At 66.6% G+C, this 20,283-nt stretch carries 22 protein-coding genes; 4 read left to right on the top strand and 18 right to left on the bottom strand.

The window, feature by feature from the left end:
- From CGZ88_RS01750 to CGZ88_RS01720, 7 genes are all read right to left on the bottom strand, one after another.
- Nucleotides 1–621, bottom strand: a complete 621-nt coding sequence (locus tag CGZ88_RS01750; RefSeq protein ID WP_034523876.1) for a CDP-alcohol phosphatidyltransferase family protein — start codon at nucleotides 619–621, stop codon at nucleotides 1–3.
- 12 nt (nucleotides 622–633) lie between these two features.
- Nucleotides 634–1,485 carry an ATP phosphoribosyltransferase gene (gene hisG / locus CGZ88_RS01745; RefSeq protein ID WP_026645276.1) on the bottom strand — a complete coding sequence of 284 codons (852 nt, stop codon included), beginning with the start codon at nucleotides 1,483–1,485 and terminating at the stop codon, nucleotides 634–636.
- A 56-nt stretch (nucleotides 1,486–1,541) separates the two neighbouring features.
- Entirely contained in the window at nucleotides 1,542–1,805 is a 264-nt protein-coding gene (locus CGZ88_RS01740; protein WP_026645275.1) for a phosphoribosyl-ATP diphosphatase, read from the bottom strand.
- Nucleotides 1,806–1,935: 130 nt separating this feature from the next.
- Nucleotides 1,936–2,601, bottom strand: coding sequence for a ribulose-phosphate 3-epimerase (gene rpe, locus CGZ88_RS01735; RefSeq protein ID WP_026645274.1), 666 nt, complete (start codon nucleotides 2,599–2,601; stop codon nucleotides 1,936–1,938).
- A 57-nt stretch (nucleotides 2,602–2,658) separates the two neighbouring features.
- On the bottom strand, nucleotides 2,659–3,675 hold the full coding sequence (gene lgt, locus CGZ88_RS01730; RefSeq protein ID WP_081664098.1) for a prolipoprotein diacylglyceryl transferase: 1,017 nt from the start codon (nucleotides 3,673–3,675) through the stop codon (nucleotides 2,659–2,661).
- Between the two features lie 109 nt (nucleotides 3,676–3,784).
- A complete protein-coding gene (gene trpA / locus CGZ88_RS01725; protein WP_026645273.1) occupies nucleotides 3,785–4,654 on the bottom strand; it encodes a tryptophan synthase subunit alpha in 870 nt (289 codons plus the stop codon).
- A gap of 43 nt (nucleotides 4,655–4,697) precedes the next feature.
- Entirely contained in the window at nucleotides 4,698–6,782 is a 2,085-nt protein-coding gene (locus tag CGZ88_RS01720; RefSeq protein ID WP_026645272.1) for a bifunctional indole-3-glycerol phosphate synthase/tryptophan synthase subunit beta, read from the bottom strand.
- Between the two features lie 238 nt (nucleotides 6,783–7,020).
- Here CGZ88_RS01720 and CGZ88_RS01715 point away from each other — a divergent pair, with 238 nt between their 5' ends.
- The 3 genes from CGZ88_RS01715 (at nucleotide 7,021) to CGZ88_RS01705 (ending at nucleotide 9,177) form a co-directional block, all read left to right on the top strand.
- The gene (locus tag CGZ88_RS01715) at nucleotides 7,021–7,335 is read left to right on the top strand and encodes a hypothetical protein (protein ID WP_026645271.1); all 315 of its coding nucleotides are present in this window, start codon (nucleotides 7,021–7,023) and stop codon (nucleotides 7,333–7,335) included.
- A 117-nt stretch (nucleotides 7,336–7,452) separates the two neighbouring features.
- The gene (locus CGZ88_RS01710) at nucleotides 7,453–8,481 is read left to right on the top strand and encodes an adenosine deaminase (RefSeq protein WP_243390031.1); all 1,029 of its coding nucleotides are present in this window, start codon (nucleotides 7,453–7,455) and stop codon (nucleotides 8,479–8,481) included.
- A gap of 105 nt (nucleotides 8,482–8,586) precedes the next feature.
- Nucleotides 8,587–9,177 carry a uracil-DNA glycosylase family protein gene (locus CGZ88_RS01705; RefSeq protein WP_026645269.1) on the top strand — a complete coding sequence of 197 codons (591 nt, stop codon included), beginning with the start codon at nucleotides 8,587–8,589 and terminating at the stop codon, nucleotides 9,175–9,177.
- Nucleotides 9,178–9,301: 124 nt separating this feature from the next.
- On the opposite strand, the gene CGZ88_RS01700 is transcribed toward CGZ88_RS01705, so the two are convergent.
- From CGZ88_RS01700 to hisF, 3 genes are all read right to left on the bottom strand, one after another.
- On the bottom strand, nucleotides 9,302–10,858 hold the full coding sequence (locus tag CGZ88_RS01700) for a chorismate-binding protein (protein ID WP_026645268.1): 1,557 nt from the start codon (nucleotides 10,856–10,858) through the stop codon (nucleotides 9,302–9,304).
- Nucleotides 10,855–11,271 (bottom strand): phosphoribosyl-AMP cyclohydrolase, encoded by a 417-nt coding sequence (hisI, locus tag CGZ88_RS01695; RefSeq protein WP_026645267.1) that lies wholly within the window; start codon nucleotides 11,269–11,271, stop codon nucleotides 10,855–10,857. The genes CGZ88_RS01700 and hisI overlap by 4 nt, the downstream gene beginning before the upstream one ends.
- 66 nt (nucleotides 11,272–11,337) lie before the next feature.
- On the bottom strand, nucleotides 11,338–12,108 hold the full coding sequence (gene hisF / locus CGZ88_RS01690; RefSeq protein ID WP_026645266.1) for an imidazole glycerol phosphate synthase subunit HisF: 771 nt from the start codon (nucleotides 12,106–12,108) through the stop codon (nucleotides 11,338–11,340).
- A 316-nt stretch (nucleotides 12,109–12,424) separates the two neighbouring features.
- Between hisF and CGZ88_RS01685 the strand changes: the two genes are divergently transcribed.
- The gene (locus CGZ88_RS01685; RefSeq protein ID WP_024541300.1) at nucleotides 12,425–13,450 is read left to right on the top strand and encodes a helix-turn-helix transcriptional regulator; all 1,026 of its coding nucleotides are present in this window, start codon (nucleotides 12,425–12,427) and stop codon (nucleotides 13,448–13,450) included.
- Nucleotides 13,451–13,475: 25 nt separating this feature from the next.
- Here CGZ88_RS01685 and CGZ88_RS01680 read toward each other — a convergent pair whose 3' ends face one another.
- The 8 genes from CGZ88_RS01680 to pyrH all read right to left on the bottom strand — a co-directional run bounded on the left by CGZ88_RS01680 (nucleotide 13,476) and on the right by pyrH (nucleotide 20,254).
- Entirely contained in the window at nucleotides 13,476–14,090 is a 615-nt protein-coding gene (locus tag CGZ88_RS01680; protein ID WP_165778681.1) for a DUF5067 domain-containing protein, read from the bottom strand.
- Nucleotides 14,091–14,277: 187 nt separating this feature from the next.
- Nucleotides 14,278–15,030, bottom strand: coding sequence for an ABC transporter permease (locus CGZ88_RS01675; protein ID WP_101670931.1), 753 nt, complete (start codon nucleotides 15,028–15,030; stop codon nucleotides 14,278–14,280).
- Nucleotides 15,027–15,752: an ABC transporter ATP-binding protein gene (locus CGZ88_RS01670; protein WP_026645263.1), complete on the bottom strand. Its 726-nt coding sequence runs from the start codon at nucleotides 15,750–15,752 to the stop codon at nucleotides 15,027–15,029. Before CGZ88_RS01670 ends, CGZ88_RS01675 begins: the two co-directional genes overlap by 4 nt.
- A gap of 1 nt (nucleotide 15,753) precedes the next feature.
- Nucleotides 15,754–16,323: a TetR/AcrR family transcriptional regulator gene (locus tag CGZ88_RS01665; RefSeq protein ID WP_026645262.1), complete on the bottom strand. Its 570-nt coding sequence runs from the start codon at nucleotides 16,321–16,323 to the stop codon at nucleotides 15,754–15,756.
- Between the two features lie 195 nt (nucleotides 16,324–16,518).
- Nucleotides 16,519–17,736 carry a dual-specificity RNA methyltransferase RlmN gene (rlmN, locus tag CGZ88_RS01660; RefSeq protein ID WP_024541295.1) on the bottom strand — a complete coding sequence of 406 codons (1,218 nt, stop codon included), beginning with the start codon at nucleotides 17,734–17,736 and terminating at the stop codon, nucleotides 16,519–16,521.
- 60 nt (nucleotides 17,737–17,796) lie between these two features.
- On the bottom strand, nucleotides 17,797–18,765 hold the full coding sequence (locus CGZ88_RS01655; RefSeq protein ID WP_024541294.1) for a phosphatidate cytidylyltransferase: 969 nt from the start codon (nucleotides 18,763–18,765) through the stop codon (nucleotides 17,797–17,799).
- A gap of 133 nt (nucleotides 18,766–18,898) precedes the next feature.
- On the bottom strand, nucleotides 18,899–19,453 hold the full coding sequence (frr, locus tag CGZ88_RS01650; protein WP_024541293.1) for a ribosome recycling factor: 555 nt from the start codon (nucleotides 19,451–19,453) through the stop codon (nucleotides 18,899–18,901).
- A 54-nt stretch (nucleotides 19,454–19,507) separates the two neighbouring features.
- Complete coding sequence (gene pyrH, locus CGZ88_RS01645) at nucleotides 19,508–20,254, bottom strand: UMP kinase (RefSeq protein WP_026645259.1); 747 nt, start codon at nucleotides 20,252–20,254, stop codon at nucleotides 19,508–19,510.
- Nucleotides 20,255–20,283: the final 29 nt, after the last annotated feature.

Here is a 20,283-nt window from a genome sequence, read left to right as displayed (position 1 = left end):
CTACCTGCCGGTGGCGCGGCGACGGGCGAGCCGGTCGGCCCGGATGAGTGTGACGCCCTGACGCAGGTAAATCACGCCGGCGAGCCAGTAGAGGCCGATGCCCCATATCGCGCATGCGATCGCGCCGTAATGCAGGATGTCGAGCGGAATGAACGAGCGGCGGATGTCGGCCACCATCAGCCCGATGATCGAGATGAGCAGCACGGCGGTGCCGGTCTTGCCGACGAAGTGCACCGGCAACGGGCCGTAGTCATGTTGGGCGAGGACGAGCGTGAGGATGCCCATCACGATGTCGCGCAGCGCGACGAGCACGAGCATCCACCATGGCACGACGCCGCAGACCGCCAGCGCCAGGATGCTGCAGATGATGAGCAGCCGGTCGGCGATCGGGTCGAGGATCTGTCCGAGCTTGCTCACCTGGTTGAAGTTCCTCGCGATGAGGCCGTCCAGTCCGTCCGAGGCCGACGACACGGCGAGGACGACGAGCGCCCACACCATGTCGTGTCTCGCGATGAGCCAGGCGATCACTGGAATCGAGATGATGCGCAGCGCGCTGATCAGGTTCGGGATCGTCAGGATCACGTCGCGCGGTTCGGGACTGTATTTTCCTTCAGCGGCCATGGGCACCCACCGTCACATGCGGGTGGCTTGAATTGCCGTGACGATGATGCCGCGCGCGCCCACCGCGTACAGTTCGTCCATGAGCCGGTTGACCTTCGCCTTGGGGACCATGACGCGTACGGCCGACCACTGCTTGTCGTGCAGCGGCGAGATCGTCGGGCTTTCGAATCCGGGGGTGATGTCGACGGCGGCCGAGATGCGGTCGACCGGGATGTCGAAGTCCATCAGCACGTAGCGCTTGGCCGTCAGCACGCCCTGCAGGCGCCGTTCGAGGCGTTCGAGGCGCGCATCGTCCGGTTCGAGGCGCGGCGAGCGGATGAGCACGGCCTCCGAGTGCACGATCGGGTCGCCGAAGATGCGCAGTCCCGCGTTGCGCAGCGTCGTGCCGGTGGACACGACGTCGGCGATGAGGTCGGCCACGCCGAGCTGCACCGACGATTCGACGGCGCCGTCGAGGTGGATCGTCTCGGCCTGGATGCCGTGCTCGGTCAGATAGTCGTGCACGAGCTTGTCGAAGGACGTCGCGACGCGCTTGCCGTCGATGTCGGCCAGCTCGCGGATCTCCGAATCCTGAGGGGCCGCGAAGCGGAACGTGGACGCGCCGAAGCCGAGGTCCATGACCTCCTGCGCGTCGGTGCCCGAGTTGAGCAGCAGGTCGTGGCCGGTGATGCCGACGTCGATCGTGCCGCGACCGACGTAGACGGCGATGTCGAGCGGACGAAGATAGAACAGTTCCACGTCGTTGTCCGGGTCCTCGACGACGAGTTGGCGTGGATTGCTCCGCAGACGGTATCCGGCCTCCTCGAGCATGTTCCAGGCGGGTTCGGACAGCATTCCCTTGTTCGGGACGGCGATGCGTAGCATGGGCTCCTCCAAAGATAGTCGTGCGCACGGGCCGTCGGCTGCGTGCGCGGTGCCGGTCACAGGTTCTTGTAGATGTCGTCGAGCGTCAGTCCGCGGTCGATCATCATGACCTGCAGATGGTAGATGAGCTGGCTCATCTCCTCGGCGGTGCGCTCGGCGCCCTCGTATTCGGCGGCGATCCAGGTCTCGCCGGCCTCCTCGACAATCTTCTTGCCGATGAAATGCGTGCCCTTCTCGAGCTCCTGCACGGTCAGCGAGCCCGGCGTCTTCGCGGCGGCCTTCGCGTTCAGTTCTTCGAACAGCGATTCGAACGTCTTCATGTGGTGGTTCCTGTCAGTTCACTTTGGCGCGCCCCCCGATGGGCGCGCATATGGTCATGGTCGTGGATTCGGCCGCGCCGATGGACGGTCGCGGCCGGGGATTGCCGGATTGGCATGTGGGTGGACGCGGTCAGTCGCGGTAGGCGGCGCGTGCGGCGTCGCGGATCTCGTCGATAGCCTTCGCCGGATCGTCGGCGCCGTAGACGGCGGAGCCGGCGACGAGGATGTTCGCTCCGGCTTCGGCGACGATCGGCGCGGTCTTGACGCCGACGCCGCCGTCGACCTGGATGTTCGTCGCCAGACCGCGGCGCGTGATCTCGTCGCGCAGACGGCGCACCTTGCCCATCTGATTGGCGAGGAACTTCTGGCCGCCGAATCCGGGTTCGACGGTCATGATGAGGATCGTGTCGAACTCCTCGAGGATGTCGAAGATCGGCTCGACCGGCTCGGCCGGGCGCACGGCGAACCACGCCTCGCAGCCCATGTCGTGCAGCTGGCGCGCCAGACGCACCGGGGCGTGGGTCGCGCCCATGTGGAAGGTGACGGAATGCGCACCGCGCTCGGCGTAGCCCGGAGCCCAACGATCCGGGTCGTCGATCATCAGATGGACGTCGACCGGCAGCTTCGTGACCTCGCAGATGCGCTTGACGACGGGTTCGCCGATCGTGAGGTTCGGGACGAAGTGGTGGTCCATGACGTCGACGTGGACGAGGTCGGCATTCGCGATGCGATCGAGGTCGCGCTCGAGATTGCAGAAGTCCGCGGAAAGGATGCTGGGTGCGATTTTGATATCCATGTCTGCCATTCTAAATAAGGCAAGCGACGAACGGCGGCCGTCTGCGGGCCCCGCGGCTCAGTCGTCGCGGCCGCCGTCGTCCTTGGTGTCGTCGGCTGAGTCGTCTCTCGCGTCGTTGGTCGCGCCATTCGTCGTGCCGTGCGCGCCGCGGCCGCCGTGCGCGGACGCGGCGTCGTGGTCGGCGTGCGCGCGTTCCTCGATTTCGGTGACGGTGCGCAGCTTCTCGGCGAGCAGCGGCGTGGGCTTGCCCACGCGTTGGATGACGGCGAAGGCGACGATGCCGAGGATGAAGACGATGATCGAGACCCAGACGTTGACGCGCAGGCCGAGGAATTCGTGGGAGAAGTCGATGCGCAGCATCTCGATCCAGGTGCGTCCAGCCGTGTACCAGATGACGTAGAGCGCGAACAGCGATCCGGCCTTGAGCGTGTGCACAGTCTTGCGGCCGATCCAGATGATGAGCGCCGCGCCGATGAGGTTCCAGATCATCTCGTACAGGAAGGTCGGATGGAACAGCGTGCCGGTCGGGCAGGTCGCGCCGTCGTAGCACTGCTCGGCGTTGCCGATCGCGGAGCCGGCGGTGTTGAGCTTGAGGCCCCACGGCATCGTCGTCGGCTTGCCGTAGAGCTCCTGGTTGAACCAGTTGCCGAGGCGTCCGATGGCCTGGGCGACGAGCAGCGCGGGCGCGATCGCGTCGGCGAGCAGCGCCATCGGATAATGCTTATGGCGCACCCAGGCCCATGCGCCGAGCGCGCCGAGCACGATCGCGCCCCAGATGCCGAGACCGCCGTTCCAGATGCGGAAGATCTCCACCCAGTCGCCGTTCGGCCCGAAGAAGCGTTCCGGCGTCGTGACGACGTGGTAGAGGCGTGCGCCGACGATGCCGCACGGCACCGCCACGAGCGCCGTGTCGAGGATTTGGTCGAAGGTGCCGCCGTAGCGTTTCCATCGCACGCTCGTGATCCACACGGCGGCGACGATGCCGAGCAGCATCGTCAGCGCGTAGATGTGGATCGTCAGCGAGCCGATGTGGAATTGGGAGACCGTCGGCGAGGGGATGTAGGCAAGGTTCATGGTCCCGATGGTAGCAACAGGTGCGTCCGCCGCCGATACGGCGACGGCGCGCATCCTTCGGGCCGTCATGCCCGGAAGGATGCGCGCCGTGTGGGTGTCGCCCGGCGGTTCAGCGACGGCAGCCGTGGATCGCGTCGGCCAGTGCGGCCGTCGTGTTCGCCAGCGCGCCGAGTCCCTGGACGGGGTCGCGCACGTCGCCGTGCTCGTCGAGCAGCGTGTGCACGAGCGCCGAGCCGACGATGACGCCGTCCGCGTACTGGCCGACGGAAGCGCCCTGCGCGGGCGTCGAAACGCCGATGCCGACGCAGACGTTCTCGGCGCCGGCGGCACGCGTGCGTTCGACGAGTTCGCGCGAGGAGTCGTTGAGCGTCGCGCGTTCACCGGTCACGCCCATGCGGGCGGCAGCGTAGACGAATCCGCGCGCGTTCTCGGCGACAACGCGCAGGCGTTCGTCGGTCGAATCCGGCGAGACGAGGAAGATGCGGTCGAGCCCGTGACGGTCGGAGGCCTCGATCCACTCCCCCGCCTCGTCGGGGATCAGGTCTGGGGTGATCAGGCCCGCGCCGCCGGCGTTCGCGAAGTCGGTCGCGAAGCGTTCGACGCCGTAGTGGAAGATGAGGTTCCAGTAGCTCATGATGAGCGGCACGCCGCCGGCGTTCGCGACCGTCTCGACGGCTTTGAACACGTCGGCGATGCGCTCGCCGTTGCGCAGCGCGATCTGGCTCGCCGCCTGAATGACCGGGCCGTCCATGACCGGGTCGGAGTACGGCAGGCCGATCTCGACGATGTCGACGCCGTTGTCCACCATCGTGCGGAACGCCTCGAGAGACAGGTCCGGGTCCGGGAATCCGAAGGGCAGGTAGCCGATGAACGCCGGCATGTTCTGCACCTTGTACTCGTCGAACAGCCTGCGGCATGGGCTCGGTCGGTGCGAGATGCCGAGGGGCTGTCCCGACGGGGTGGTCGCCGTCGCGGTCACGTCGGCGACGAAGCCGTCGCCGTTCTCGATGATTTCGATCGTCTTACGCATTGTTACCCTGTGCTCCATTCGCTTCCAGTGCCTTGCTCTGTTCGTCGGTCAGATAGCCGAACCATTTGCCCGCGGTGTTCATGTCCTTGTCGCCGCGGCCGGAGATGTTGATGATCATGACGGGATGCTCGTAGCCCTTCGCCTTGAGGTCGGCGGCCGCCTTGTAGGCGCCGGCGACGGCGTGCGAGGACTCGATCGCCGGGATGATGCCCTCGGTCTCGCACAGGTCCTTGAACGCGCTCATCGCCTCGCCGTCGGTCGCCCACGAATAGTTGACGCGGCCGATCTCCTTGAGCCATGCGTGCTCGGGGCCGACGGACGCGTAGTCGAGGCCCGCCGAGATCGAATAGGTGTCGAGCGTCTGTCCTTCGTCGTTCTCGAGCAGGTAGCTCTTCGCGCCCTGGAACATGCCGAGTTCACCGGTGCCCGGCGCGAAGCGGATCGCGTGGCGTCCCGATTCAGGGCCGTCGCCGCCCGCTTCGTAGCCGTAGAGGTTGACGCGCGGGTCGTCGAGGAAGGCGTTCATGATGCCGATCGCGTTCGAGCCGCCGCCGACACATGCGCAGACCGCGTCCGGATGGTCGATGCCGTACCAGTCGCGCAGCTGCTCCTTCGCCTCCTCGCCGATGACCTTCTGGAAGTCGCGCACCATCTCGGGGAACGGGTGCGGTCCGGCGACGGTGCCGAGCAGGTAGTGCGTGTCCTTGACGTTGGTCACCCAGTCGCGCAGCGCCTCGTTGATCGCGTCCTTGAGGATGCGGTCGCCCAGCGTCACTTCGACGACCTCGGCGCCGAGCATGCGCATGCGCGCGACGTTGAGCGCCTGGCGGCGCGCGTCGATCTGCCCCATGTAGATGCGGCATTTGAGGCCGAGCATCGCGCACACCGTGGCCGTCGCGACGCCGTGCTGGCCGGCACCGGTCTCGGCGATGACGCGCGTCTTGCCCATGCGCTTGACGAGCAGCGCCTGGCCGATCGCGTTGTTGATCTTGTGTGCGCCGGTGTGGTTGAGGTCCTCGCGCTTGAGGAAGACGCGCGCGTCGAGGCCGGTGCGTTCGCGCAGCCGTTCGGCGAAGCGCGGCGCCTCGGTGAGCGGCGAGGGACGTCCCACGTACTGCTTGTTAAGGCGAGCGAGCTCCTTGTGGAACTCCGGGTCGCGCTTGGCGTCCTCGTAGACCCGTTCGAGCTCGTCGAGCGCGGTGACGAGCGCCTCGGGGACGTACCGTCCGCCGAACTGGCCATAATACGGGCCGTGATGGGTGCTGAGCGGCTGTGCTTCCGAGGCCTTCACCTTGGTTCCTGCTTTCACTAGACGTGCTACTGCGAGTTCATGGTCGTCGGCCGTGGCCACGCCTTCGCCGACGAGCACGGCGTCGGCGCCGGCGCGCGCGTAGTCCTCGGCCTCCGTTTCACCGAAGACTCCCGATTCCGCCACCTTGATGACGTCGTCGGGCAGGCCGTCGGCGAGCTGCGCGTACCTGCCGACATCGACGCGCAGATCCTTGAGGTTGCGCGCGTTGATGCCGATGACGCGCGCTCCGGCCGTGACCGCCCGTTCGATCTCCTCGCGCGTGTGCGTCTCGACGAGCGCCGTCATGCCGAGCTCATGGGTCAGGGCGAGCAGACGGCCGAGCGTGTCGTCGTCGAGCGCGGCGACGATGAGCAGGACGATGTCCGCCCCGTGCGCACGCGCCTCCCAGATCTGGTAGTCGGTCGCGATGAAGTCCTTGCACAGCACCGGGATGTCGACCGTGGCGCGCACGGCGTCCAGATCGTCGAGCGATCCGAGGAAGCGGCGTCCTTCGGTGAGCACCGAGATCGCGGATGCGCCGCCGCGCTCGTATTCGCGGGCGAGCGAGGCCGGGTCGTCGATATCCGCCAATGAGCCCTTGGACGGGGATGCGCGCTTGATCTCGGCGATCACCGGTACGCCGTCGCCGCGCCTAAGCCATCGCTTCGCGTCCATCGGGGCCGGAGCCGAGGCCGCCATGGCCTTGAGCTCGTCCAGCGACGTGACACGTGCACGGTCGCGCTGATCCTCGAGCGCGCCCGCTACCAGTTCATCCAAAACCGACATGCTCCTCCTTGGGGATGCGATGGCGAAGACGGGTCCTTCCCGTCAGGGGACACTCTAACGGATGGCGGATGACGAACGCATGTCGGCGTCTGAATGGTGGTCGCGGCCGCACGACACGCCTAACACGACATCATCCGCGCCGGAAAAGTTTCACTTGAGAGTGGAAAAGCATCCGGAGCCACCACCGACGGTGGTCTAATGGGACGTAGCCCGTACCGTATGGCGAAAGGAGCCGATTATGGCAGATATCAAGGAACACTTCGAGGAATTCAAGGATCACATGGAGGAGCGCCACGAGGAGCATGAGGCGAACCGCGACGAGAAGCGCGCCGAGCGCGCCGAGGAGCATGCCGCCAAGGTGATCGCCAAGGAGGACGAGAAGATCGTCAAGGCCGCCGACGATCCGCAGGCCAAGCTCGAGAAGGTCACCGACAGGGCCGACGACAAGAAGGACAAGGCCGAAGGCAAGGCGGCCGCCGAAGAGGCGAAGGCCACCGAGGATCAGGTTGAACTCAACGACCGCTTCGGCCGCCAGCTCGACCTCGACGACTGATTCGGGTTTTCCGATCCGTCCATGAAGGGCGGGCGTGATCGCGCACGATCACGCCCGCCCTTCGCATATCCGGCGCCGTCCCGCGCCGGCACACGGAACACACAGGAAAGGACAACGATGACCGACACAGACAACATGCACGCCGCGCTCGCGACGATGCCGAAGGCGGAGCTCCATCTGCACATTGAGGGCACGCTCGAACCCGAACTCGCGTTCAAGCTCGCCCGACGCAACGACGTGGCGCTGCCGTGGAGGACGATCGACGAGCTGCGCGCGCAGTACCGCTTCGAGAACCTCCAATCCTTCCTCGACCTCTACTATGCGCTGACGAAGACGCTGCGGACCGCCGACGACTTCCACGACCTCATGCTCGCCTATCTTGCCCGCGCGGCGCGCGACGGCGTCATGCACGCCGAGATCTTCTTCGATCCGCAGGTGCACGTGTTCTCGAACGGCGTGCCCTACGACACAGTGCTCGACGGCCTGCTGGAGGGCCTACGCGCAGGCCGGAAACGCTACGGCGTCACCGGCGGCCTCATGCTGAGCCTCGTGCGCGACATGAGCGTGGAGTCGGCGGACCGCATCCTCGACATGGCCGAGCCGCGCCGCGGCGAGATCCTCGGCATCGGTCTGGACTCCGCGGAGGCGGGGTATCCGCCGTCCATGTTCGTCGACCAGTTCGCCCGCGCACGCTCCTTCGGCTGGCATGCCGTCGCGCATGCCGGCGAGGAGGGTCCCGCCGACTACATCCGCCAAGCGCTCGACCTGCTGCACGCCGAACGCATCGACCACGGCATCCACATCCTCGACGACCCCGAGCTGCAGGCGCGCGTCGTGCGCGACCGGATACCGCTCACTTGCTGCCCGCTGTCAAATCTGCGGCTGCAGGTGGTGCACGACATGCGCAAGCATCCGGTGCCGCAGATGGTGCGCGACGGCATCGTGTGCACGATCAACTCCGACGACCCCGCCTACTTCGGCGGCTACGTCGCCGCCAACTATGCGGCGCTCGCCGACGCGGGCATGTCACTCGACGGCCTCGCCGCGCTCGCCGGGAATTCGATCGACGCGTCGTTCGCCGATGAGCGGCGCTGGATGCGCATGCATGCCGCGCTCGCCGACTGGCGCACCGCCAACGGCGTGTGAACGGAGAGGGGACATATGACGCTATCGGCGCAAGCGCGTCGCATTCGCCGACGGCGGCGCGGCGGACGTGCTATGCCGGTGGGTAGGGCGAACATAAGGAGAGTCATGGAAACGATAGCATCGATCACCAAGCAAATCGAGGACGACCCGCGCGACGCGCAGTTCACCGAACGCGGAGAGAAGCCGATCTTCTCGGCGCCGTCCACCGCACTCATCACGATTGTCGGCCAGTCGCCGAGCCTGGACGCGCAGACCCGCGGCCTGTGCTGGGACGACCGCAGCGGCGACACACTGCGCGAATGGCTCGGCGTGGACAAGGCCACGTTCTACGATTCGGGCAAGTTCGCGCTCGTGCCGATGGACTTCTACTATCTGGGCGATGCGTACGGCGACAAGGGCATGGAGGCGCCGCGCGAATGGGTAGCACCGACGTTCCACCCGGAGATCATGAAGCTGCTGCCGGATGTGAAGCTGACGATCCTCGCCGGCTCCTATGCCGTGAAGTACTACCTCGACCAATGGTCGAAGGCGCGCCTCGAGGACACGGTGAAGAACTTCCGCGAATATCTGCCGAAGTACTTCCCGATCGTGCATCCCTCCGGCCGCACCGACATCTGGCGCACCGAGCATCCCTGGTTTGACGAGACCGTCGTACCCGCGCTGCGCGAGCACGTGCACGCCATCCTCGGCGAGTGAGCGCGTCCGCGATCAGCTCGTCAGGCGAGAGGCCCCGCCGTCCGTAGCGTTACGGACGGCGGGGCCTCTCGCCTGACGAGCTATTGATCCGCGGGACATCGAAGATCTCCCGCGCGACCTTCGGTCACACGCGGCGCAGCTGCGCGGCGATCTTGATCGCCTCGACGCTCGCGCCCGCCTTGTTGCGCGTCTCCATCCATTCGGTCTCAGGCACCGAGTCGAGCACGAGCCCCGCGCCTGCCTGCACCGAGGCCTGATGGTCGCGGATGAAGGCGGTGCGGATCGCGATTGCCATGTCCATGTTGCCGGAGAAGTCGAAATAGCCGACGGTGCCGCCGTAGATGCCGCGGTCGGCCGGTTCCATCCGGTCGATCAGTTCGATCGCCTTCGGCTTGGGCGCTCCGGAGAGCGTTCCGGCCGGGAACGCCGACGTGAACACGTCCATGACGGTCATGTCGGGGCGTACCCGTCCGGTGACCGTCGAGCAGATGTGCATGATGTGGCTGTAGCGCAGCACGTCCATCAGCGAGACGACCTCGACCGATTCGGGTTCGCACACGCGGCTCAGGTCGTTGCGCGCCAGATCGACGAGCATAATGTGCTCGCTGCGCTCCTTGGGATCGGCGAGCAGCTCGTCGTGCAGCCGCTCGTCCTCCTCCGGCGTCGCGCCGCGCGGACGCGACCCGGCGATCGGGAAGCTCATCGCCAGGCCGTCATCGACCTTGATGAGCGTCTCCGGCGACGAGCCGATGACGTTGAAGTCGCGGCCCTGCGCGTCGGTGAGCGTCATGAAGTACATGTAGGGGCTCGGGTTGAGCGTGCGCAGCACACGGTAGACGTCGAAGGGGTCGGCCGGCGAGTCGATGTCGAGACGCTGCGAGCCGACGACCTGGAACACGTCGCCGTCGATGATGTGGCGTCGCGAACGCTCCACCATCGCGAGGAAGTCCTCTTTCCTCGTCCGGAACCGCAGTTCGGGCTGCGGAATCGAGGGATCGAGCACGTCGACGCGGAACTCGTCCTGCGTCGGCGTGGCCGCCCGCACCTGCATGAGCTCCACGCGGGCGACCGCCTCGTCGTAGGCGGCGTCGGCGCGCGTGGGGCGGTCGTCGACGTTCACGGCGTTCGCGATGAGCCACACCGAGCCGTTCTTGTGGTCGACGACGGCGATGTCGGTGGCCAGCGCGAGCGTCAGTTCGCTCTGCCCGGTCTCATCGGGCGCGTTCGCCGGCAGCATCGGCTCCCAATGGCGGATCACGTCCCAGCCGACGTTGCCGACGAGGCCGCCCGTTAGGTTCGGCAGACCGTCGATCCGCGGCGCATGCAGCACGTCGAGCGTCGCGCGCGCCACGTCGATGACGTCGCCGTCGCGCGGCACGCCCGCAGGCACCGTGCCGAGCCAGTCGGCGCGCCCGCCGTTCGAACGCAGCTGTGCCATCGAATCGACGCCGATGAAGCTGTAGCGGCTCCATGTGCCGCTCGTCTCGGCCGATTCGAGGATGAAGGTGCCGGAACGTCGTCCGGCGAGACGCTCGTACAGGCCGACCGGTGTCAGCGAATCCGCGAGGATCCTGCGCACGATCGGGATGATACGGTAACCTTCGGCCGCCAGTGCATGGAAGCGCTCACGGCTCGGCCAGGTCTCCCCCCAGCCCAGATCGGACACGCTGTTGACGCTCATGCCTGCTCCTCCTGTCCTTCGGGGCGCATGCCGACGACGGCCGGCAGCGGACCGCCCTCGTCGAAGCAGCTGCGCTTGCCGGTGTGGCACGCCGCGCCGACCTGGTCGACTTCGACGAGCAGCGCGTCGCCGTCGCAGTCGAGGCTCACCGACTTCACGTACTGCACATGGCCGGAGGTGTCCCCCTTGCGCCAATACTCCTGGCGGGACCTCGACCAGAACGTCACACGGCCGCCTGTCAGCGTGCGGCGCAGCGCCTCGTCGTCCATGTAGCCGACCATGAGCACCTCACGGGTGTCGTACTGCTGGACGACGGCGCACACGAGCCCCTTGTCGTCGTACTTGAGCCGCGCTTTGATGCGCGGGTCGAGCATCACGAAATTGTCGTAGGTCTTCTCAGCTTCGCTGCCCATCATGCTCCCATATCATCGTTCGCGAACAACAGACCACATCATCATACGCGCGCATGCCGCGCACGCTCAGCGCACCGTGTAGCCGGCGGCGCGCAGTGCGTCCTTGACCTCGCCGATCGTGACCTTGCCGTAATGGAAGATCGACGCGGCGAGCACGGCGTCGGCGCCGGCCGCGACCGCCGGCGGGAAGTCGGAGGCCTTGCCCGCGCCGCCCGAGGCGATGATGGGGATCGAGACGACCTCGCGCATCGCACGGATCATCTCAAGGTCAAAGCCCTGCTGCGTGCCGTCGGCATCCATCGAATTGAGCAGGATCTCGCCGGCGCCGAGCTCCTCGGCGCGCTTCGCCCACCACAGCGCGTCGATGCCGGTCGATTTGCGTCCGCCCATCGTCGTGACCTCGAATCCCGAACGCGTATGCCGTTCGCCGCGCTCGCGGCGCGCGTCGACGGACAGGACGAGCACCTGGTTGCCGAATCGTTCGGCGACGCGGGAGATCAGCGTCGGATCGTTGATCGCAGCCGTGTTCACGCCCACCTTGTCGGCACCGCAGCGCAGCAGCGAATCAACGTCCTCGGGCGTGCGTACGCCGCCGCCGACGGTCAGCGGGATGAAAATCTGCTCGGCGGTGCGCGTGACGACGTCGATCATCGTCTGGCGATGCGAGCTCGACGCGGTCACATCAAGGAAGGTCAGCTCGTCGGCGCCCTGACGGTAGTATTCGGCGGCGAGCTCGACCGGGTCGCCCGCATCGCGCAGGTTCTCGAAGTGGACGCCTTTGACGACGCGTCCGGCGTCGACGTCGAGACATGGGATAACACGGACCGCCAACGGCATGGTCGCACCTCTTTCGAATCGTTGCTGACTCAACACGGAACGCCACCAGCGTACCGATTCCCTGTTACAACGCGCCGCACGCGCCGCCCACGCGACCGCATGCCGAAACGGCCGGGCCTGCATCCCCGAGCCGTTCCGGGACGCGAAATCGTTGGAACCGCGCGGATGCAACCGCAGGTTGCCGCGGAAGTCGACGGTTGCATCCGCCGATGCAACCGAAAGGTGGTAGCGCGGCTTTCGCATACCGGGCATAGTTGGTGCCATGGAGCCGACGACGGTAGCGTCGATACGGCCACGGTCAGGAAAGGACACGGACATGACCTTCAGGGACAATCTGCAGTACCTGCGCGCCCAACGCAACATGACGCAGGAGCAGCTCGCGATGCTGCTCGGCGTCTCGAGACAGGCGATCAGCAAATGGGAGGGCGACAAGGCCTATCCGGAGATGGACAAGCTGCTGATGATGTGCGACCTGTTCGGCGTGACGCTCGACGATCTCGTCATCGGCGACGTGCGCGACGGACGCGCCGAGACCGCAGCGGCCGACGACACCGGGGACGAACGCCCAAAAGCGCCCGTCGGCGCCGGCGCGACGATGCTCGCCGAGCCGTCCGCGCTGCCGCAGGACATCACCGGCTATGACGAGCACATGCGTTCCTTCGACCGCAAGATCTGCGCCGGCGTCTTCGCCGTCATCTTCGGCGTCGGCGTCGGTCTGCTGTTCGACGGCGACAACAGCGTGCCGGTGTCGGCCTCGATCGGCGAATTCCTCGTGTTCCTGTGCATCTCGATCGGCGTGCTCGTCGCGCTCGCGTTCTTCGTGCCCGCGGGTCTGGGCCACGCCGAGTTCATGCGCCGCCACCCCTTCGTCGAGGACTTCTACACCGGCGAGGACCGCCGTCAGGCGGCGCACACGCTCGCGGTCAGCCTCATCTTCGGCGTCGGCCTGATCCTCATCGCCTGCGGCTTCATGGTCTACGCCGACGGCGTCATGCACATGGACGAGGGATGGCCGGTCGCGCTGTTCATGATGATCGTCGCCGGCGGCGTGGCCGCATGCACGTACGGTGGCATGAACTACGCGCGCGTGAACGTCGAGGAGTACAACAAGGCGGCGATCCGCGAGGAGCGCAGCCGCAGCATGGACACGGTCGAGGGCGTCAACGGCGCAATCTGCGGCACGATCATGATCGTCGCGACGATTGTGGGCCTTTCGATGCTGTTCTTCTTCGACGGCGGCCCCAAAGGCATGTTCTGGATGTCGTGGGTCATCGGCGGCCTGCTGTGCGCAATCGCGTCGATCGTCACGAACGCGATCGCCGAACGCCGCGACCGGCGCTGAACGGCGCGCGCCGGCATGGCGTGCGTCAGCGCATCTCGAGCGCGATCTCGCTGCCGAAGGTGTTCGGTGTGCCGTCCGTCACCTGCAGCAGCACCGGCGCCGCCGCGTCGAGGAGCACATAGGCGAGCTGGATCGATGTTTTCGTGCCGGGAAGCACCTTGCGGAAGCGTGACGCGTCCTCGAAACCAGCCGGCCTCTCTTCGCCGTAGGCGGCCTGTTCGAGCACGATGCCGTGCTGCGAGACAGTGAAGGTCGGCACCAGCCCTGTCGTGTACGCCGTCGTGTTCTCCCATTCGACGGTGAGCAGCACCGTCGCGCGGCCCTGCGCGTCGTCCGTCGCGTGCACCGCCGTAACCGATTCGATCGTCGGCCGCTTCGTCGTCGCGCTCGTCTGAGTCGAGGCCTCCTCGACCTCCCCGTCGCCGTCCGCGCCGCGCACATCGATTGTCGCCGCGGGCGCGGCCTGCAGTACGGGAGGCGCACTCATCGCCTTCGCCTGCCATCCGCCGAGGAAGCCCAGCGCGAGCACGAGCGTCGCGCCGCCGCCGAGCGCCGCCATGCCGGCTCCGGCCTTCCTCCCCCGTCGCCGACGCGCGCGGCCGCCCGCCGCCGGCGACCTTCTCGCGTGCGCTCCACCCATACGATGCTCGTTTCTCGTCATGCCTGCACGGGGCATGCGGCCCGGCCGCGCACCCCGATTATGTCCATGGGCATTGTAGCGGGGTGCACGTTGAAGGCGCCGTCGACGGTCTCACTGTAAGACGCCTTCAACGAATCTTCACATCGACCCCTGTGACCACGCCGCCGACAGGGCATCTCCGCCGCCTTCAGCGCTCCCGCCTGCGCCACGCGAAGACGGCGACGGCCGCCGCCATGCACACGAGCGCATACAGGCACACGATCCACAGATGCGGCCAGATCTGACCGTCGGCGCCGTCGAGCGCCGCGACGACCGCCTGCGTCGCATGATAGAACGGCAACGCCTGCACGATACGGCGGAACGTCTCCCCCATGATCGCCAACGGCACGGTGACTCCCGACAGGATGAAGGCCAGCGTCGTGAGCATCGCCCCGCACACGCCGCCGACCGCGCGATCGCTCATCACACAGCCGCACAGCAGCCCAATCGCCGTATACATGAGCGCGACCGGCAGCACGACCACGACGCCCAGCAGCAGACGCGAAGAGACATGCCAGCCGAACAGGCCCGCGCACAGGAACGTGACAAGCGACTGCGCAAGCGAGACGACGAGCATCGGCACCGTATAGCCGAACATGAAATCCGCCGACGTCATCGACGAGACGAACAACCTCGCCAGAAAGCTCGACGTACGGTCCTTCGCCAGCAGCATCCCCGAGAACAACGACAGGAACACCGGCGCATAGGCCGCGATCGACGCCGTCAGATCGCCGATCGACATGGCACGCGCGCCGGGCATCTGACCGACCTGACGGTAGATGACCGACAACGCCCACAGCAGCAGCGCCGGGAAGGCCATGCCGAAGAACAGGTTCACCGAATCGCGCAGCACCCCCTTGACCGTACGCACTGAGAACAGCCACACCCTGCGCGCGCTCATCGTGCACCTCCCGCCAACGCGACGAACGCGTCCTCCAACGTGGACGCGCCCGTCTTCTCCTTGAGCTGCTCGACGGTGCCGGTTGCGACGACACTGCCGGCGACCATGATCGCGACCATGTCCGCAAGCGTCTCGACCTCCTCGAGGTAATGCGTCGTCAGCAGCATCGTCGTGCTGCCCTTGAGCGACGCGATGACCTTCCACAGCTCCCGGCGCGCGAACACGTCGAGACCGACCGTCGGCTCGTCGAGGAACAGGATCTTCGGCGACGTGATGAGCCCCATCGCGATGCTCAGACGTCGGCGCATGCCTCCCGACAGCGCCGACGCGCGCCGCGAGGCTACGTCGGCGAGCGAGAACACGTCGATGACGTGGCGCGCGCTCGCGACGGCCTTCGCATGCGGCTGCCCGTAGATGCCGGCGATGAGCTCGAGGTTCTCCTGGACCGTAAGGTTCTGCGCGACGGCCGTCTCCTGCGGCGCGACGTTGATGCGCTCGCGGATCCATGCGCCGTCCTTGAGGATCGACTTGCCGAGCAGGTAGGCGTCGCCGCTCGTCGGGCGCGTCAGCCCGGTGAGCATCGAGATCGTCGTCGTCTTGCCGGCGCCGTTGACGCCGAGCAGCGCGAAGAGACTCCCCTCGGCGACGGTGATGTTCTCATGGTCGACGGCGACGAGGTCGCCGTACCGTTTCGTCAGATCGACGGTGCGTATCGCATCCATCTCATGCTTCCTTTCCGGATTCGAGGTCCGCCTTGAGCGCCCGGTAGACCTGCGACGTGGAGCGTTCGACAAAGTCGGCATCCCAGTCGAGGTAGCGTGTGGCGATCATCGTGGCGAGGCCGTGCACATACACCCACAGCTGCGTGTGGAATTCGAGGGCCCGTGCCTCGGTGACGCCGAGCTGGCGGGCGACGATCGCCACGATCGGCTCGACGTCACGTTCGGCCTGCCTCATCTCCTCGTCGGTACGCGGACGCATGAACAGCATCGCGAACAGCTGCGGCTCGCGTCTGGCGAAGTCGACGTAGGCGAGGCCGCTCGACAGATACGGACGGTCGGCGCCGCGCTCCATCGCGTCGGTGACGAAGGCGTTGTACGTCTCGTTCGCTCGCCGCCAGACGGCGTGCTGCACCTCTTCCATGCCGGCGAAGCGGCTGAAGATCGGACGCACCGAGCAACCGAGGCGTGCGGCAAGCGAACGCGCGGACAGCGCATCCTCCCCGTCCTCACGCACGATTGCGAAGGCGGATTCGACAATCTGCTCGCGTGTGTATTGCTGTGCGCGCGGCATCGCGGCCTCCCTCCCCGCGCGTACTTCAACGCGCGGAACATAATGTAACAGGTGTTACGTAACAGTTGTTACATTACTTAGCGTCCCTCTTCGGCGCAAGTTCCGGCGATTGCGCAGGGCCGATTTCGGCCGCCGACACGATGAAGGCCCGCCCATCCGTTCGTGGATGGGCGGGCCTTCGCGGCCTGCGGGCGCTCAGGAACGCTGCGGCATCGTCATGTCGATCGTCTTGGCGGCGAGCTGTCCGCAGGCGCCGTCGATGTCTTGGCCGCGCGTGTCGCGCAGCGTCGCGGTGATGCCGGCGTCATGCAGGATCTCAAGGAACCTCGCCTCGTCCTCGGGTTTCGACGCCGTCCATTTCGACCCCTCGATCGGGTTGAGCGGGATCGGGTTGACATGCGCCCAGTTGTCGCCGTAGTGGTTGAGCTTGTTCGCGAGCTGGCGCGCGTGCACCTCCTGGTCGTTGATGCCGCGCATCAGCGCGTATTCGATGCTCACGCGCCGCTTGCTCGCCAGATAGTAGTCATGCGCGGCGTCGAGGACCTGATCGACGTTGAAGCGCCTGTTCATCGGCACGAGCTCGTCGCGCAGATCGTCGTTCGGCGCGTGCAGCGACACGGCGAGGCGCACCGGCAGCCCCTCCTGCGCGAGGCGGCGGATGCCGGGGACGACGCCGACGGTCGAGACCGTGATGTTGCGCGTCGAGATGCCGAAGCCGTCGGGCGGCATCGCGCCGATCTGACGCACCGCGGAGACGATGGCGCGATAGTTGCCCATCGGCTCGCCCATGCCCATGAACACGACGTTGCTCAGACGCCCCGGACCTCCCGCGACCTCGCCGCGCGCCATCATGCCGGCGGCGATGCGCACCTGTTCGAGGATCTCGCCGGTGGACATGTTGCGCGTCAGCCCCAGCTGGCCGGTCGCACAGAACGGGCAGCCCATGCCGCAGCCGACCTGCGACGAGATGCACAGCGTCGTGCGGTTGGGATACCGCATGAGCACCGATTCGATCTTCGAGCCGTCGAACAGGTTCCACAGCGTCTTGATTGTCTGCCCGTCGTCGGCCACCTGACGTGTCACCTCGTCGATCAGTGTCGGGAAGAACGCCTCCTGAACCGGTTCGCGCAGCGCCGCCGGCAGATCGGTGAAATCGGCGGCGTCGGCGTCGAAACGGCCGTAGTAGTGGTTGGCGAGCTGCTTGACGCGGAACCTCGGCATGCCGAGCTCCTTCGCGCGTTCCTCGCGTTCGTCGACGGTCATGTCGGCGAAATGCAGCGGCGGCTTGCCCCGTCGAGCGTGGTCCTTCGCGAGCACGTCGCGGAACGCCCCGGTGGTGCCGCCGGGCGTGATGCCGCTGTCCGCGTCGTCATGCGGATGCGCGGCGGGGCGGAAGGTGTCGTTGGAGTTCATGATGGAATCGGCTTTCCTCGGGGAATCGTGATGGTTCGGACGGTGCGCGGCGCTCAGACGTCACAGACCGGTCATCCACAGCAGCACGCAGATGAACGGCGCGCACAGCAGGATGGAGTCGACGCGGTCGAGGATGCCGCCGTGCCCCTTGAGCAGGTGACCCATGTCCTTGATGCCCAGATCACGTTTGATCAGCGACGCGCACAGGTCGCCGAAAGTGCCGACGACGCCGATCATGACGCCGGCGACGATCGGCACCCACCAGCGCGACGCCCACATCGGCGCCTCGTAGGTGCACGCGAAGACGGCGAAACAGCCGGCCATCGCGAACAGGATCGAGCCGAGCAGACCTTCGACCGATTTCTTTGGCGAGATCGTCGGACACAGCTTGTGCCGGCCGAACCACGCGCCGGCGAACAGACCGCCGGTGTCGCTCAGCGCCGGCATGAACACGATGAGGATCGCATGGGCGACCGGATGCCCGTTGAAGGTGAGCGGCATGATGATGCACGAAGCGAGCAGCGGAATGTAGAGCACGGTGAACATCGAGACGGCCACCTGCGTCAGGCGGCTGTGCGGCTCGTCGGCGCGCGGCTGCGCCTGTGCAGGCGTCGCGGTCGTTGCCTTGCCGGCGACGACCTTCGATGTGCGCCCGTTGAGCGTGATCTGCAGGCTCGCCGTGACGGCGACGACGAGCAGCGACGCCAGCACGCCGACGGCCATCGCCACGACATGGCGGTCGCAGAAGTAGACGGAGAGCAGCGTCGCCGTCGAGCAGATCCAGAGCGTGAGCACAGGGATGCGCAGGCCGCGCGTCGCGAAGTCCACGCGCAGCTCCCACAGCGCGGGGAGCATGAAGACGACGACGAGGAGCGCGAACAGCATCGGACTGATGAACAGGCACGCGAGGATGATCACGATGAGAACAACGGCCGTGGCGACGGCCTGCGGCATGTTCCTGCCGGTCCTCTTGTTGATCTGCTGAAGCTTCTCTTCGGCCTCACGGGATTGCTGCATATGCGGCATCATGGCCCTCCTTCGGGAACATGCGCGACGACGTGCACCGGCGGGATCCGCCCGGTGCACAACAAGGATGCGCCTGCGCGCCGGGGGTCGCTTGAAGCCGTGGCGGTCGCGCGCAGGCGCATCGTCTCAGGGAGGATCAGACCTCCATGATCTCCTTCTGCTTGCCTTCGAGCAGGGCGTCGAGTTCATCGGTGATCTGCTTGGTGACCTTGTCGAGATCCTTGAGCAGACGATCGCCCTCGTCCTCGCCCATCTCGCCGTCCTTGACGGCCTTGTCGATCGCTTCCTTCGTCTTGCGACGGATGTTGCGCACGGCGACCTTGCCGTCCTCGGCCTTCGTCTTGGCGAGCTTGACGTATTCCTTGCGGCGGTCCTCAGTGAGCTCCGGCATCGTCAGCAGGATCTGCGCGCCGTTGCGGCGCGGGCTCGCGCCGAGGTCGGAGTCGCGCAGCGCCTTCTCGACGGCGTTCGCCTGCGACGGGTCGAAGGGCGTCACGGACAGCGTGCGCGGCTCCGGCACGCCGATCGTGGCAACCGACTTGAGCGGCGTCGGCGCGCCGTAGTATTCGACGACGATGCCGTTGAGCAGCGCCGGGTTGGCGCGGCCGGTGCGGATGCCGGAGAAGTTCTCCTTCGTCGATTCGACGGACTTCGCCATCTGCGCCTTGGCCTGATCCACAAGATTTGCCATGTTTGTTCTCCTTTGATGAAACCTGTTGTCGGCGTCGTGGGCGTCACACGGCGTTCATGCCAGCTGCGACTCCCCGTTGGACACCAGCGTACCAATCGACTCGCCGAGCAACGCGCGGGTGACGTCGCCGGGCGCCTCGAGCCCGAACACGCGGATGTGCTGGTCGTTGTCACGCGCCATCGCCATCGCCGAGGCGTCCATAACCGCGAGGTTGTCGACGAGCGCGCGCTTGTAGCTCAGGCGCGCGAAGCGCTTTGCGTCCGGGTCCTTGCGCGGGTCGGAGGTGTAGACGCCGTCGACGCCGTTCTTACCCATGAGCACCTCATCGCAGTGAATCTCGAGCGAACGCTGGATCGAGACAGTGTCGGTCGAGAAGTATGGCATGCCGGCGCCGGCGCCGAAGATGACGACGCGGCCTTTCTCGAGGTGGCGGATCGCCTTGAGCGGGATGTACGGCTCGGCGACCTGCCCCATCGTGATCGCCGTCTGCACGCGCGTCGCCTGACCTTCCTGCTCGAGGAAGTCCTGCAGCGCGAGGCAGTTCATGACGGTGCCGAGCATACCCATATAGTCACCGCGGGAACGATCGATGCCCGCCTGCTGCAGTTCGGCGCCGCGGAAGAAGTTGCCCCCACCGGTGACGATCGCCACCTGCACGCCGGCTTCGACGGCCGGCACGATCTCGGAGGCGATGCGCCGCACGACACCGGTGTCGATGCCGACGCTGCCGCCGCCGAAGGCCTCCCCCGAGAGCTTGAGCAACACCCTGCGCGGTTCGGTTTGCGTCGTTTCCTCTGCCATATCATGCCTTCCTCGTCGATGGATCGCAA

Origin of the sequence: Bifidobacterium anseris (genome assembly GCF_002860345.1) — a bacterium.
GTDB lineage: Bacteria > Actinomycetota > Actinomycetes > Actinomycetales > Bifidobacteriaceae > Bifidobacterium > Bifidobacterium anseris.
The sequence above is the reverse complement of the archived record's forward strand: the minus strand, read 5'-3'. Positions and strand labels throughout refer to the sequence as shown.

What these genes read in the sequence shown, in the direction of transcription:
- CGZ88_RS01750 (WP_034523876.1), bottom strand. Translation starts at nt 621, where the DNA reads ATGGCCGCTGAAGGAAAATACAGTCCCGAACCGCGCGACGTGATCCTG.
- hisG (WP_026645276.1), bottom strand. Translation starts at nt 1,485, where the DNA reads ATGCTACGCATCGCCGTCCCGAACAAGGGAATGCTGTCCGAACCCGCC.
- CGZ88_RS01740 (WP_026645275.1), bottom strand. Translation starts at nt 1,805, where the DNA reads ATGAAGACGTTCGAATCGCTGTTCGAAGAACTGAACGCGAAGGCCGCC.
- rpe (WP_026645274.1), bottom strand. Translation starts at nt 2,601, where the DNA reads ATGGATATCAAAATCGCACCCAGCATCCTTTCCGCGGACTTCTGCAAT.
- lgt (WP_081664098.1), bottom strand. Translation starts at nt 3,675, where the DNA reads ATGAACCTTGCCTACATCCCCTCGCCGACGGTCTCCCAATTCCACATC.
- CGZ88_RS01720 (WP_026645272.1), bottom strand. Translation starts at nt 6,782, where the DNA reads ATGTCGGTTTTGGATGAACTGGTAGCGGGCGCGCTCGAGGATCAGCGC.
- CGZ88_RS01715 (WP_026645271.1), top strand. Translation starts at nt 7,021, where the DNA reads ATGGCAGATATCAAGGAACACTTCGAGGAATTCAAGGATCACATGGAG.
- CGZ88_RS01710 (WP_243390031.1), top strand. Translation starts at nt 7,453, where the DNA reads ATGACCGACACAGACAACATGCACGCCGCGCTCGCGACGATGCCGAAG.
- CGZ88_RS01705 (WP_026645269.1), top strand. Translation starts at nt 8,587, where the DNA reads ATGGAAACGATAGCATCGATCACCAAGCAAATCGAGGACGACCCGCGC.
- CGZ88_RS01700 (WP_026645268.1), bottom strand. Translation starts at nt 10,858, where the DNA reads ATGAGCGTCAACAGCGTGTCCGATCTGGGCTGGGGGGAGACCTGGCCG.
- hisI (WP_026645267.1), bottom strand. Translation starts at nt 11,271, where the DNA reads ATGGGCAGCGAAGCTGAGAAGACCTACGACAATTTCGTGATGCTCGAC.
- hisF (WP_026645266.1), bottom strand. Translation starts at nt 12,108, where the DNA reads ATGCCGTTGGCGGTCCGTGTTATCCCATGTCTCGACGTCGACGCCGGA.
- CGZ88_RS01685 (WP_024541300.1), top strand. Translation starts at nt 12,425, where the DNA reads ATGACCTTCAGGGACAATCTGCAGTACCTGCGCGCCCAACGCAACATG.
- CGZ88_RS01680 (WP_165778681.1), bottom strand. Translation starts at nt 14,090, where the DNA reads ATGGGTGGAGCGCACGCGAGAAGGTCGCCGGCGGCGGGCGGCCGCGCG.
- CGZ88_RS01675 (WP_101670931.1), bottom strand. Translation starts at nt 15,030, where the DNA reads ATGAGCGCGCGCAGGGTGTGGCTGTTCTCAGTGCGTACGGTCAAGGGG.
- CGZ88_RS01670 (WP_026645263.1), bottom strand. Translation starts at nt 15,752, where the DNA reads ATGGATGCGATACGCACCGTCGATCTGACGAAACGGTACGGCGACCTC.
- CGZ88_RS01665 (WP_026645262.1), bottom strand. Translation starts at nt 16,323, where the DNA reads ATGCCGCGCGCACAGCAATACACACGCGAGCAGATTGTCGAATCCGCC.
- rlmN (WP_024541295.1), bottom strand. Translation starts at nt 17,736, where the DNA reads ATGAACTCCAACGACACCTTCCGCCCCGCCGCGCATCCGCATGACGAC.
- CGZ88_RS01655 (WP_024541294.1), bottom strand. Translation starts at nt 18,765, where the DNA reads ATGATGCCGCATATGCAGCAATCCCGTGAGGCCGAAGAGAAGCTTCAG.
- frr (WP_024541293.1), bottom strand. Translation starts at nt 19,453, where the DNA reads ATGGCAAATCTTGTGGATCAGGCCAAGGCGCAGATGGCGAAGTCCGTC.
- pyrH (WP_026645259.1), bottom strand. Translation starts at nt 20,254, where the DNA reads ATGGCAGAGGAAACGACGCAAACCGAACCGCGCAGGGTGTTGCTCAAG.